Below are 12,974 nucleotides of genomic sequence, written 5' to 3'. Positions count from 1 at the left end.
AGATAAAAAAAACACGTCATGAGACACGGAAAAAAATTCAACCACTTAAGCAGACAGACTGGACATAGAAAAGCTATGTTGGCTAATATGGCTTGTTCTCTTATTGAGCACAAACGTATTAATACTACTGTTGCTAAAGCTAAAGCGCTTAAACAATTTGTTGAGCCTTTAATCACAAAATCAAAAGAGGATACGACTCATAATCGTCGTATTGTTTTTGCTTACTTGCGCAGTAAATATGCAGTAACTGATTTGTTCAGAGATGTAGCTGCTAAAGTTGGAGACCGTCCAGGAGGATACACTCGTATCATTAAAGTTGGAAATCGTTTGGGAGATAACGCTGATATGGCGATGATCGAACTTGTTGACTTCAATGAACTTTACAACGGAGGTAAAAAAGAAGTTAAAAAAGCGAAAAGCCGTCGTGGTGGTAAAGCTAAAAAAGCTGAAACTGCTGCTCCAGAAGCTCCTGCTGCTGAAACAGAAACGACTACTGAAGCTTCTGAATAATTATGAAAGTAATCATTCTATAGAAATCAAGGATAAACTAATTTTTAGTTTATCCTTTTTTTTTGATTTTTTTGAAACGGAAGAAATGTAACTTATTTAAAATGATAGGTTTTATTTTTACGAATGAAAGTTTTAAAAAATCTTGGAAGGGCTATTTTAAAGAAGTAAATTTGCAAAATTCTAATTACACTTAAAACCTATATTTTGGTTTTATAACTTGATTAAAAAACAATACAAATTAAATAATGAAATACACAACACGACAAAGCGCCATTTTATTACTTAGTGACGGAACAATCTTTCACGGAAAATCTATCGGAATTAGCGGTAAAACTTTTGGTGAAGTTTGTTTTAATACGGGAATGACTGGGTATCAGGAAATTTTTACTGATCCTTCTTATTTTGGACAAATAATGGTTGCGACAAATACACATATCGGAAACTATGGTGTTAATGATTCTGAAGTTGAATCTGATAGTATTAAAATTGCCGGTTTAGTTTGTAAAAACTTTAGTTTTAATTATTCTAGAGAAAATGCTTCTGGAAGTTTAGAAGATTATTTCACTAAACAAAATTTAATCTGTATTTCTGATGTTGATACGCGTGCACTTGTAAGCTACATCCGTGACAATGGTGCTATGAATGCTGTTATTTGTACAGATGGGACTTCAATAGAGGATTTGAAGAAAGAGTTGGCTAATGTGCCAAATATGGAAGGTTTAGAATTAGCGTCTAAAGTTTCGACTAAAGAGCCATATTTCTTTGGTGATGAAAATGCTACTTACAAAATCTCGGCTTTAGACCTTGGAATTAAAAAGAATATTTTAAGAAATCTTGCTAAAAGAGATTGTTACATTAAAGTGTATCCTTTTAATTCTACTTATAAAGATATGTCTGAATTTAATCCAGATGGTTACTTCTTGTCAAATGGGCCTGGAGATCCAGATCCGTTGTTCGGGGCTATTCAAGTTGCTAAAGATATATTAGCAGATAACAAGCCTTTGTTTGGAATCTGTTTGGGGCATCAGGTAATTGGTCTTGCGAATGGGGTTGAAACTTATAAAATGTTTAACGGACACCGTGGAATTAATCATCCTGTAAAAAATATTATTACAGGTAAAGGTGAAATAACTTCACAAAATCACGGTTTTGCTGTTAAAAAAGAACAATTAGATAATCATCCTGAGTTAGAAATTACACACGTACATTTAAATGATGGAACTGTGGCTGGAATGAGAATGAAGAATAAGAATTGTTTCTCGGTTCAATATCACCCAGAGGCGAGTCCTGGACCACACGATTCATCATATTTATTTGATCAATTTGTGGAGAACATAAAAACTGCAAAAGCCTAAAACGATGTAGTTAATAAATAAACGTGTTTAATGACGAGAGTGCGTTTATAGTATTAAATATTTTTATAATTTCGAAAAAAAAATATAATTTATTAATAAAAAACAAAAATAATGAGTATTATAATTAAAGTTCACGCAAGACAAATTCTTGATTCTAGAGGTAATCCTACTATTGAAGTTGATGTAGTAACTGAAAATGGAGTTTTAGGTAGAGCTGCTGTTCCATCTGGAGCATCAACTGGAGAGCACGAAGCTGTTGAATTACGTGATGGAGGTAAAGCTTATCTAGGTAAAGGTGTTTTGAATGCAGTGAATAATGTAAATACTATTATTGCTGAAGAATTAGTTGGAACTTCTGTTTTCGAACAAAACACAATTGACCAATTAATGATTGATTTAGATGGTACTCCAAATAAATCTAAATTAGGAGCTAATGCTATTTTGGGGGTTTCTTTAGCCGCTGCAAAAGCTGCTGCTAACGAACTTGGTTTACCATTATACAGATATGTAGGTGGTGTTTCTGCTAACACACTTCCTGTTCCAATGATGAACATTATAAATGGTGGTTCTCACTCTGATGCGCCTATCGCATTCCAAGAGTTTATGATTTTCCCTGTAAAAGCAACTTCTTTTACACATGCAATGCAAATGGGAACTGAAATTTTCCATAATTTGAAAAAGGTATTACACGATAGAGGTTTGAGTACTGCTGTAGGTGATGAAGGAGGTTTTGCTCCAAACTTAGCTGGAGGAACTGAAGATGCTCTAGATACCATTAAATTAGCTGTTGAAAAAGCAGGATATTCTTTCGGTGACGAAATTATGATTGCTCTTGACTGTGCTGCTTCTGAATTTTATGTAAATGGAAAATACGATTATACTAAATTTGAAGGTGAAACTGGAAAAATCAGAACTTCTGCTGAGCAAGCTGAATACTTAGCTGAACTTGCTTCTAAGTACCCAATCATTTCTATCGAAGACGGTATGTACGAAGATGACTGGGATGGATGGAAAGCTTTAACTGAAAAAATCGGAGATAAAGTGCAATTAGTAGGAGATGATTTGTTTGTTACTAATGTTGCTCGTTTGTCAACTGGTATCGAAAAAGGAATTGCTAACTCTATTTTGGTAAAAGTAAACCAAATTGGAACTTTAACTGAAACAATTGCTGCTGTAAACATGGCGAAAAACGCTGGATATACATCTGTAATGTCTCACCGTTCTGGAGAAACTGAAGATAACACAATTGCTGACTTAGCAGTTGCTTTAAACTGTGGCCAAATTAAAACTGGTTCTGCTTCTCGTTCAGATCGTATGGCAAAATACAATCAATTATTAAGAATTGAAGAAGAATTAGGAAGTACTGCTTATTTCCCTGGTTTGAATGCTTTTAAAATCAAATAATTGTACAAATTATATATTAGAAAAAACCATCTGTTTTTGCAGATGGTTTTTTTTTGGAGTTTTAACAAATTCATAGCAGTATTCTTTTTTTAATTAGTCTTAAATTCATTAGATTTGATAAATTATTATTTAAAGAATTATTTCCAGTATATTATGTCAAAAATAGCTACATTAGAAATAGATGGTAAAAAGGTTGAGCTTCCAGTAATCACAGGAAGTGAAAACGAATCAGCTATCGATATCAACAAATTACGTGATTTAACAGGTTATATTACACTTGATCCAGGTTATAAAAACTCAGGATCTTGTACAAGTGAAATCACTTTCCTAGATGGAGAAGAAGGGATTTTGCGTTACAGAGGATATTCAATCGAAGATCTTGCTGAAAAAGCTAGTTTCTTAGAGGTTTCATATCTTTTGATTTTTGGTGAATTGCCTACAGCTAAACAATTAGAAGATTTTGAAAATGGTATTAAAAAACATTCTTTGGTAAACGAAGAAATGAAAAATATCATTGATGGTTTCCCTAAAACAGCTCACCCAATGGGCGTGTTGTCTGCTTTAACTAGTGCTTTAACAGCTTTTAACCCAAAAGCGGTTAATGTAGATAACGAGAAAGAAATGTACGAAGCTATTTGTAAAACAATGGCAAAGTTTCTTGTAATTGCTACATGGACTTATAGAAAATCTATGGGGTATCCTTTAAATTACTACGATAATACAAAAGGATATGTAGAAAGCTTCATGCAATTAATGTTTAAATTGCCTACTGGACCTTATGCTGCAAATCCAGTAATTGTAAACGCTTTAGATAAATTATTTATTCTTCATGCTGATCATGAGCAAAACTGTTCTACTTCTACAGTTAGAATGGTAGGTTCTTCTCATGCAGGTTTATTTGCTTCAGTTTCTGCGGGAGTTTCTGCGCTTTGGGGGCCTCTTCATGGAGGTGCAAACCAAGCAGTACTTGAAATGCTTGAAGAAATCAACAAAGATGGTGGAGATACAGATAAATTTTTGGCAAAAGCAAAGGATAAAAATGATCCATTCCGTTTAATGGGATTTGGACACAGAGTGTACAAAAACTTTGATCCAAGAGCTAAAATCATCAAAAAAGCAGCAACAGAAGTATTAGAAACTTTGGGTGTTGAAGATCCAATTTTAGATATTGCAAGAAAATTAGAAAAAGCAGCTCTTGAAGATGAATACTTCAAATCAAGAAACTTATATCCAAACGTTGATTTCTACTCTGGAATTATCTACAGAGCTTTAGGAATTCCAACCGATATGTTTACTGTAATGTTTGCTATTGGAAGATTGCCAGGTTGGATCGCGCAATGGAAAGAGATGCGTGAAAATAAAGAACCAATCGGAAGACCAAGACAAATTTATACAGGACATCCTTTACGAGAGTTTAAGTCTAATAAATAAAAAACGAAAGCTTCACTTAACTGTGAAGCTTTTTTTATATTTGCTCAAAATACAATAGAGTTATGTTGCAATTAAATGTAAAGAACGAAACGTCTCGACTTCGTGCTGTAGTTCTGGGTTCTGCTGTTCATAATGGACCAACTCCAACTATAGAAGAGGCTTATGATCCTAAATCATTGGAACATATTAAAGCAGGAACTTATCCTGTAGAAAAAGATATGGTTGCTGAAATGGAAGCTTTTAATGCTGTTTTTCAGAAATATGATGTAACTGTTTATCGTCCGCAGATGATTGAAAATTACAATCAGATTTTTGCTAGGGATATTGGGTTTGTAATTGATGATATCTTTGTGAAATCGAATATTCTTCCAGATAGAGAACGTGAATTAGATGCTATTCAATATGTAATTGATCAGATTGATCCATTAAAAGTAGTTCGTCCTCCAGAAGAAGTTCATATCGAAGGAGGAGATGTGATGCTTTGGAATGACCATATTTTTATTGGAACTTATAAAGGAAGCGATTATAAAGATTATATTACTGCAAGAACAAATATGCACGGTGTAAATTATATTAAATCGCTGTTTCCAAATAAAATTGTTAAAGAATTTGATTTAGTGAAATCTAAATTGGAAGCAAGAGATAATGCCTTGCATCTAGATTGTTGTTTTCAGCCGGTTGGAAAAAACAAAGGCATTATTTATAAACGAGGTTTTCGTGAAGAAGCAGATTATCTTTATTTAGTGAAACTTTTTGGTAAAGAAAATCTATTTCATATTGAAAGAAACGAAATGTATAATATGTTTTCAAATGTGTTTTCAATTGATGAAAATGTGGTGGTTTCTGAAAAGAATTTCACAAGATTAAACAACTGGCTTCGTGAAAATGGTTTTGTCGTTGAAGAAATTCCGTATGCTGAAATTTCAAAACAAGAAGGTTTGTTGAGATGTTCGACGCTTCCATTAATTAGAGACTAAAGAAGAATTTTAAATTTCAGGCTTCTAGAAAAACTTGAAACCTGAAACTTGAAACAAAAAAATAAAGAATGAGACAGACTACTAATGCGATCGTAATGATTCGCCCAGTTGCATTCAGGATGAATGAACAGACGGCTGTAAATAATTATTATCAAAAAGTATTAGACGGACTTTTACCAAGTACCGTTAATGCAAAAGCGCAACAGGAATTTGATGCCTTTGTAGAAAAGCTTAGGGCGGTCGGTGTAGATGTAACGGTTGTCGATGACAATTTAGAGACTGATACTCCAGATAGTATTTTTCCAAATAATTGGGTTTCATTTCATGAAAATGGAGACGTTGCACTTTATCCGATGTTTGCTGAGAATCGTCGTCAAGAACGTCGTGAAGATATCTTGGATACTTTGGAAGAAAAAGGATTCGAAATTGCGAATATCATGGATTACACTTCTGCAGAAGAAGATGGCATTTTCTTAGAAGGAACAGGAAGTTTGTTATTAGATAGAGCAAACGGAAAAGCGTATTGCGCATTATCGCCAAGAGCAGATGAAGAATTGTTTATAGAATTCTGTGAAGATTTTGATTATGCTCCTGTAATTTTTGAAGCTTTTCAAACTGTTGATGGTGAGCGTAAATTAATTTATCATACCAATGTGATGATGTGTTTAGGTGAAACTTTTGCAGTTATTTGTGCAGATTCTATTGACGATAAAAAAGAACGTAAAATGGTTCTGGATAATCTTAAACAAGATCAGAAAGAGGTAATTCTAATATCAGAAGATCAAGTGAATAACTTTGCTGGAAATATGCTGGAAGTTAGGGGGAAAGATGATAAGAGATATATTGTAATGAGTGCGTCGGCACATCAAAGCTTAACTCCGAAACAAATTTCGCAATTAGAAAACCACGCAGAAATTTTAAGTTCGAGTTTAGATACAATTGAGGCTTGCGGTGGTGGAAGTGCCAGATGTATGATGGCTGAAGTTTTCTTGCCAAGAGCTTAAAAAAAAAGGATATTTCAAAAGAAAAAGGGATGAAATTATATAAATTTCATCCCTTTTTCTTTTGGATAGTACAGTGATATTTGTTAAAAATTTCCTTTAATAATATTGATTATAGCACTTACTATATATTGAATTCCAATTGAAATAACTATAAAGCCAACAATTCTAGAAATTGCAACAATACCCGAGGCTCCCAATATTCTAGCTAAATAATGTGCGCTTTTTAGAATAGCAAAGATGGCAATTGCAATTGCAAGGATTGCAAGGGTTGAAATTATAACTTCATTTATTTCATGGTGTTCTTGATAAAAAGCAATTAAAAGTGACATAGATCCAGGACCCGCAAGCATCGGGATTGCGAGGGGTGTAAGTGCAATATCATTTCTGTGCTGTGCTTCGTTTTCAATTTTTTTATTGATTCCTCGTTTCTTGTTGAATTTTCCAGATAATAAAGAGAATCCAGAATTTACAATTACGATCCCTCCAGCAATCCTTAAGGCATCGATACTAATGCCAAAAAAAGTTAAAACATATTGTCCTATAAAATAAGAGACCAATAATATGATAAAAACATTAATTGCAGTCCAAAGAGAGATTCGAGATCTTTCTTTTTGCGAATCGTGTTGGGTTAAACCAACAAAGATCGGAACGGTGCCTATAGGGTTTAGTACTGAAAATAAAGCAGCAAATAAGTAAATAAATAATTCCATATTACATTGGTTAGTTAAGTAAATGTAGTTATTTTTTGATGCTTTTGTATGAAATTATGTTATGATTATGTTTTTATTGCTATTGATTCTGAATCAAAGACATAAGGTTTAATCGTTCTTTTTTGATTACTTTTGCAATCTAAATAAAAACTATGAAAAGCAAAAAAACATTAGTTATAGGAGCTTCAACAAATCCAGAACGTTATTCATTCAGAGCTGTAAATGTGCTTGTAGGAAAAGGGCACTCGGTGTTAGCAATAGGGCAAAAAGCAGGTGAGGTTGCTGGAGTGAAAATTCAAACTAAAGCAATACCGGTTAAAAATATTGATACGATTACATTGTATTTAAATCCCTCTCGTCAAAGGGATTATTATAATTATATTATTGAGGCACATCCTAAGCGTGTAATTTTTAATCCTGGAACTGAAAATCCAGAATTGTATCAATTATTAGAATTAAATGATATTCAAATTGAAGTGGCTTGTACATTAGTTTTGCTAGCTACAAATCAATATTAAATAAAATAATTGATTAGTGATTTCCTACTATCATTAAGGTTTGAATTTAATAGTTGTAATGTAGGCTAAACCATTAAAAGTATTACTTTTGTCGTCATGGAATTTTCATCAAAATTAATCGAAAAAGCAGTAAACGAAATGTCACAATTGCCAGGGATTGGTAAGCGTACAGCTCTTCGATTGGTTCTTCATTTGTTGAAACAGCCTAAAGAACAAACAGCCTTTTTATCTCAAGCGTTATTAAATATGCGTGAGGATATTAAGTTTTGTGAAAGTTGCCATAATATTTCTGATACTAAAATTTGTGAAATCTGCGCTAATCCTATTAGAAATCATGAAACGATATGTATTGTAGAGGATATTAGAGATGTCATGGCAATTGAAAATACTGGGCAATTTAAAGGAATATATCATGTGCTTGGTGGAAAAATTTCTCCTATTGAAGGCGTTGGACCCAATCAATTGAATATTTCTAGTTTGGTGACAAAAGTGAAATCTGGAAGTGTATCAGAGATTATTTTTGCATTAAGTTCAACAATGGAAGGTGATACGACAAATTTTTATATTTATAAACAAATTGCAGATTCTGAGATTATAATCTCAACGATTGCGAGAGGAATATCGGTTGGTGATGAATTGGAATATGCAGACGAAATAACATTAGGGCGAAGCATTTTGCACAGAATCCCTTTTGAAAAAACATTTAAAAATAATTAACCAACCCAAAATAATAACTTGGTTTTCCTGAACACTGTAAGGAAAAGCTATGTTTGCGATAAAATTGAACGAATGACAAAAAAAAGCTTTTTTCTGTTTCTATTAATTTCAATGTTGTTTACCTCATGCATTCCGATTAAAGATTTGGTTTATCTTCAGGATAAAAATGATTCTGGCGAACAATCAGCGATTGCAGCGGTAGAGGCGAAACCATATAGATTACAGGTAAATGATGTTTTGAGCATTAATATAAAAGCAATAGATCCTAAATTAGTTTCTATTTTTAATACCACAGAAAATCAATCAACTCAAACGGGTAAAACTGAATCTAGTTTGTATTTTGATGGGTTTACAGTTGATGATCATGGAAATATTAGAATGCCAATTTTAGGAGAAATAAATGTAATTGGCTATACTCTTGAAGAAGTTCGTTTAAAAATCGAAAAGAAATTATTAGAAGAGTATTTTAAAAGCGAAGCTAATGTTTTTGTTACAGTGAAGTTGGCAGGTTTTAGATATACTATTAATGGAGAGGTTGGAAGTACTGGAACAAAAACATTGTTTAAAGATAATGTAACCATTTTGGAAGCTGTTGCAAATGCAGGAGATATTACGACTGTTGGCAATAGAAAAGAAGTAACAGTAATTCGTCAAACTCCGACTGGTGTGCAAATGCATAATCTTGACCTTACAGATGTGAATGTAATGAAGTCACCTTATTATTATTTACAGCCAAATGATTATATATATGTAAAACCGCTGAAACAAAAAACTTGGGGAACAGGTCAGACGGGAATACAGTCAATAGGAACAATAATTACATTATTGTCTTTAGCTACTACAGTTTACCTAATTATAAAGTAAAAATAGATTTTTAAAATGTTAGATATTAAAGACTTTGCCATTTTTGAAAATCATTCTCATTTTGATTTTAAAGGTTTTTTGTTAAAAATTGTAGGCTATTGGAAATGGTTTCTTGCAAGTTTGATTATTGCGTTCACTATCGCTTATCAGATAAACATTCGTAAAGAGAAAATTTATGAAATGCAGACCTTGGTTTCTATTAAAGAAGAAAACAATCCTTTTTTTACTGCAAATACAAGTTTGGTCTTCAATTGGGGCGGGATTTCTGATCAAGTAAATGGTATTTCGACAATCTTACAATCGCGATCTCATAATGAATTGGTGGTAGATAAGCTTCAATTTTATACTGACTATTTAGAACAAGGAAAATATAATTTAATAGATTCATACGGAGCTGTACCATTTTATGTTGACATTGATAAAACAAAAGGACAGCTTGCAAATACATTAATTAGCATAAAGTTTTTAAGTGAAAATGAATATCAAATCGAGATTCCATTTGAAAATAGCTCAGTTTCACTGATTACTTATGGCAATAATTCTTATAGTAATACTTCTGTACAACCGATAACTTTTATAAAGAAATACAAAGTAGGTGAGAGTGTTAATCTTCCATTTTTGAATTGGAAACTTCAAATAAATGACAATCCAGGATTTTATAAAGGAAAGGAATACTTTGTTAGATTTAATGATTTTGATGGAACTGTATCTCGATATAAAAGTATAAATGTTGATACCGGAAGAAGTGGAGGGTCGATATTAACTTTATCGCTGCAAGGAACAAATAAGGCAAGGCTGGTTGATTATTTGAACTCTACTGTAAAAATGCTTATTAAAATTCAACTTGATGGGAAAAATCAATTTGCGACAAATACTATTAGATTTATTGATAGCACACTTGTGGCAATGGAATCTCAGCTCAAACAGACAGGAAACGAATTAAAATCTTTTCAAAAAGATAAAAATGTTTACGAAATAGAAGGAGGTGGCTCTAAAGTTTCAGAGAAAATCATGGATTTCGATGTTGAAAAAGACCAGCTAACGAGAAAAATAGCGTACTATAATTCGCTAAAATCATACTTAAATAATAGCGTTGATTATTCTAGATTACCAGCGCCTTCTGTTGCTGGAATTGAAGATCCAAATATTGTAGCGAATGTATCAAAACTTATAGCGCTTTCAACCCAAAGATCAGAAATGGCTTATGCAGTAAAAAGTGAAAAAATATTTAAAGATTTTGACAACCAGATGGCAGCAGTAAAAAATGTTCTTCAAGAGAATATTATTACTGCAAAAGCATCTTTATTGTATGATTTATCTTTGATAAATGCAAAAATTGGTCAGGCGGAAAGTACAGTAAGAAGACTCCCAGCAGAACAGCAGGAATTGCTAAAGATTAAAAGAAAATATGATTTAAATGATAATATTTATACAGAATTCCTTCAGAAGAGAAATGAAGCAGAAATTGTAAGAGCATCTAACCTGTCAGATATTCATTTTATTGATCCAGCAAAAGATATAGGAGAAGGTTTAATTGGTCCCAAAACCTCTGTAAATTATATAATGGCTTTGTTTTTAGGGGTTTTAATCCCGTTGTTATTTGTATTGATAATTTTTTTCATTAATAATTCAATTCAAAATAGTGAAGATATTAGTAAGCTAACTCAGATTCCACTGCTTGGAGTTATTGGGTTTAATAAGGATTCTAGTAGTTTGGCAGTTTTTGACAAACCTAAATCGGCTCTTTCAGAAGCTTTTAGAGGGATACGTTCTTCGCTCCAGTTTTTATATAAAAAACAGCAAGTTAGCGGATCAAAAACACTACTGATTACCTCTTCAATTAGTGGTGAAGGTAAAACATTCTGTTCGATTAATATTGCTACAGTTTTTGCTTTAAGTGAAAAGAAAACAGTAATTGTTGGTTTAGATTTGCGAAAACCAAGATTGGCGGGTGAATTTCAAATAAAGTCGTCTTTGGGAGTTGTCAATTATTTAATTAAACAAAATAATTTGGAAGAGATAACTAATTCGACTCCAATTCCAAATTTAGATGTAATTCTTTCTGGACCAATTCCCCCAAATCCTTCGGAGTTAATTTTAAGCGATGCGATGAAAGAAATGGTTGATGAACTGAAAAAGAAATACGATTATATCATTTTAGATACTCCACCAGTTGGTTTAGTGGCAGATTCACTAGAATTAGTTCAGTTTGCAGATGTAACATTGTATATAGTAAGACAGAATTATACTAAGAAAGATATGATAACGTTGTTAAATACCAGACTTAAGCGTGGAGAGCTAAACAATGTGAGTATTGTGTTGAATGGTTATGAAAATAAAGCAAAATATGGTACAGGCTACGGATATGGATATGGTTATGGAGCTTATTCAAATGGTTATCATGAAGAGGAAGTCAAAGTTGGTTTTTGGAAATCATTTATGAATCGGTTTAAAAAAAGCTAAATTTGAATAAATGGGAAGAGAAATGAAAAGTACAATTTTGATTACAGGAGGAGCTGGATTTATCGGTTCGAATTTGACGGAGTATTTTTTAGGCTTAGGTTACAAAGTTGTTTGTTTGGACAATTTTGCTACTGGACATCGCCATAATCTGAAAGATTTTTTGAATAATCCAGATTTTAAATTGGTAGAAGGAGATATTCGAAATATGTCTGATTGTGTTTTAGCGGTTCAAGGTGCTGATTATGTTTTGCATCAGGCAGCTTTAGGTTCTGTTCCTAGATCAATTAAAGATCCAATTACGACCAATGATGTAAATGTTTCTGGGTTTTTAAATATGCTTACGGCAGCGCGCGATGCCAAAGTAAAACGATTTGTATATGCAGCAAGTTCATCTACTTACGGCGATTCTCAAGGACTGCCAAAAGTTGAGGATGTTATCGGGAAACCACTATCACCTTATGCAATTACTAAATATGTAAATGAGTTATATGCAGAAATTTTCAGTAAAACTTATGGCTTAGAAACAATAGGTTTGCGTTATTTTAATGTTTTTGGAAGAAAGCAAGATCCAAATGGAGCTTACGCGGCGGTAATACCGAAATTTGTAAAACAATTTATGAATCATGAAAGTCCAGTGATCAATGGAGATGGAAATTATTCTCGTGATTTTACCTATATTGATAATGTTATTCAGATGAATGAATTAGCAATGACCTCACAAAATTCAGAAGCGATTAATTCTGTTTACAATACTGCATTTGGTGATAGAAATACATTAAATGATTTAGTTAAATATTTAAAAGAGTACCTGTCGGAATTTGATCCAGAAATAAAAGGTATTCCAGTCATTTATGGTGAAAATAGAGCCGGAGATATTCCGCATTCATTGGCAAGTATTGAAAAAGCAAAAAAAAATCTAGGGTATAATCCAAAGTATTCTTTGCAAGAAGGTTTAAAAGAAGCTGTTGGATGGTATTGGAATAATTTAAAATAAAATTTAAGATCAAGATAAAAGAGATCA

At 32.6% G+C, this 12,974-nt stretch carries 12 protein-coding genes; 11 read left to right on the top strand and 1 reads right to left on the bottom strand.

Features of this window, described 5'->3' with window-relative positions; all coding sequences use genetic code 11:
• Positions 1 to 18: 18 nt before the first annotated feature.
• The 6 genes from rplQ to ctlX all read left to right on the top strand — a co-directional run bounded on the left by rplQ (position 19) and on the right by ctlX (position 6,681).
• Complete coding sequence (rplQ, locus tag AC5ZCW_RS12385; RefSeq protein WP_095931493.1) at positions 19 to 510, top strand: 50S ribosomal protein L17; 492 nt, start codon at positions 19 to 21, stop codon at positions 508 to 510.
• A 245-nt stretch (positions 511 to 755) separates the two neighbouring features.
• Positions 756 to 1,865, top strand: coding sequence for a glutamine-hydrolyzing carbamoyl-phosphate synthase small subunit (gene carA / locus AC5ZCW_RS12380; protein WP_343544809.1), 1,110 nt, complete (start codon positions 756 to 758; stop codon positions 1,863 to 1,865).
• A 111-nt stretch (positions 1,866 to 1,976) separates the two neighbouring features.
• On the top strand, positions 1,977 to 3,269 hold the full coding sequence (gene eno / locus AC5ZCW_RS12375; protein ID WP_177212028.1) for a phosphopyruvate hydratase: 1,293 nt from the start codon (positions 1,977 to 1,979) through the stop codon (positions 3,267 to 3,269).
• A 153-nt stretch (positions 3,270 to 3,422) separates the two neighbouring features.
• Positions 3,423 to 4,700 (top strand): citrate synthase, encoded by a 1,278-nt coding sequence (locus tag AC5ZCW_RS12370; RefSeq protein ID WP_111379752.1) that lies wholly within the window; start codon positions 3,423 to 3,425, stop codon positions 4,698 to 4,700.
• A gap of 62 nt (positions 4,701 to 4,762) precedes the next feature.
• Positions 4,763 to 5,677: a dimethylarginine dimethylaminohydrolase family protein gene (locus AC5ZCW_RS12365; RefSeq protein WP_496120113.1), complete on the top strand. Its 915-nt coding sequence runs from the start codon at positions 4,763 to 4,765 to the stop codon at positions 5,675 to 5,677.
• 68 nt (positions 5,678 to 5,745) lie between these two features.
• A complete protein-coding gene (ctlX, locus tag AC5ZCW_RS12360) occupies positions 5,746 to 6,681 on the top strand; it encodes a citrulline utilization hydrolase CtlX (protein WP_496120111.1) in 936 nt (311 codons plus the stop codon).
• 83 nt (positions 6,682 to 6,764) lie between these two features.
• Here ctlX and AC5ZCW_RS12355 read toward each other — a convergent pair whose 3' ends face one another.
• Complete coding sequence (locus tag AC5ZCW_RS12355; protein WP_177212032.1) at positions 6,765 to 7,391, bottom strand: MarC family NAAT transporter; 627 nt, start codon at positions 7,389 to 7,391, stop codon at positions 6,765 to 6,767.
• A 152-nt stretch (positions 7,392 to 7,543) separates the two neighbouring features.
• Between AC5ZCW_RS12355 and AC5ZCW_RS12350 the strand changes: the two genes are divergently transcribed.
• The 5 genes from AC5ZCW_RS12350 to AC5ZCW_RS12330 all read left to right on the top strand — a co-directional run bounded on the left by AC5ZCW_RS12350 (position 7,544) and on the right by AC5ZCW_RS12330 (position 12,947).
• A complete protein-coding gene (locus AC5ZCW_RS12350; protein ID WP_496120109.1) occupies positions 7,544 to 7,909 on the top strand; it encodes a CoA-binding protein in 366 nt (121 codons plus the stop codon).
• Between the two features lie 96 nt (positions 7,910 to 8,005).
• Positions 8,006 to 8,626: a recombination mediator RecR gene (gene recR, locus AC5ZCW_RS12345; protein ID WP_281633923.1), complete on the top strand. Its 621-nt coding sequence runs from the start codon at positions 8,006 to 8,008 to the stop codon at positions 8,624 to 8,626.
• 72 nt (positions 8,627 to 8,698) lie between these two features.
• Complete coding sequence (locus AC5ZCW_RS12340) at positions 8,699 to 9,490, top strand: polysaccharide biosynthesis/export family protein (RefSeq protein WP_496120106.1); 792 nt, start codon at positions 8,699 to 8,701, stop codon at positions 9,488 to 9,490.
• A gap of 15 nt (positions 9,491 to 9,505) precedes the next feature.
• Positions 9,506 to 11,953, top strand: coding sequence for a polysaccharide biosynthesis tyrosine autokinase (locus AC5ZCW_RS12335; RefSeq protein WP_496120104.1), 2,448 nt, complete (start codon positions 9,506 to 9,508; stop codon positions 11,951 to 11,953).
• Positions 11,954 to 11,975: 22 nt separating this feature from the next.
• Positions 11,976 to 12,947, top strand: coding sequence for an SDR family oxidoreductase (locus AC5ZCW_RS12330; RefSeq protein WP_343544815.1), 972 nt, complete (start codon positions 11,976 to 11,978; stop codon positions 12,945 to 12,947).
• The last annotated feature ends 27 nt before the right edge of the window (positions 12,948 to 12,974 follow it).

Source organism: Flavobacterium sp. PLA-DH12 (genome assembly GCF_059511845.1).
The sequence above is the reverse complement of the archived record's forward strand: the minus strand, read 5'-3'. Positions and strand labels throughout refer to the sequence as shown.

Coding starts and splice junctions, on each gene's coding strand:
- carA (WP_343544809.1), top strand. CDS start 756: ATGAAATACACAACACGACAAAGCGCCATTTTATTACTTAGTGACGGA.
- AC5ZCW_RS12335 (WP_496120104.1), top strand. CDS start 9,506: ATGTTAGATATTAAAGACTTTGCCATTTTTGAAAATCATTCTCATTTT.
- eno (WP_177212028.1), top strand. CDS start 1,977: ATGAGTATTATAATTAAAGTTCACGCAAGACAAATTCTTGATTCTAGA.
- rplQ (WP_095931493.1), top strand. CDS start 19: ATGAGACACGGAAAAAAATTCAACCACTTAAGCAGACAGACTGGACAT.
- AC5ZCW_RS12365 (WP_496120113.1), top strand. CDS start 4,763: ATGTTGCAATTAAATGTAAAGAACGAAACGTCTCGACTTCGTGCTGTA.
- AC5ZCW_RS12370 (WP_111379752.1), top strand. CDS start 3,423: ATGTCAAAAATAGCTACATTAGAAATAGATGGTAAAAAGGTTGAGCTT.
- AC5ZCW_RS12340 (WP_496120106.1), top strand. CDS start 8,699: ATGACAAAAAAAAGCTTTTTTCTGTTTCTATTAATTTCAATGTTGTTT.
- ctlX (WP_496120111.1), top strand. CDS start 5,746: ATGAGACAGACTACTAATGCGATCGTAATGATTCGCCCAGTTGCATTC.
- AC5ZCW_RS12330 (WP_343544815.1), top strand. CDS start 11,976: ATGAAAAGTACAATTTTGATTACAGGAGGAGCTGGATTTATCGGTTCG.
- recR (WP_281633923.1), top strand. CDS start 8,006: ATGGAATTTTCATCAAAATTAATCGAAAAAGCAGTAAACGAAATGTCA.
- AC5ZCW_RS12350 (WP_496120109.1), top strand. CDS start 7,544: ATGAAAAGCAAAAAAACATTAGTTATAGGAGCTTCAACAAATCCAGAA.
- AC5ZCW_RS12355 (WP_177212032.1), bottom strand. CDS start 7,391: ATGGAATTATTTATTTACTTATTTGCTGCTTTATTTTCAGTACTAAAC.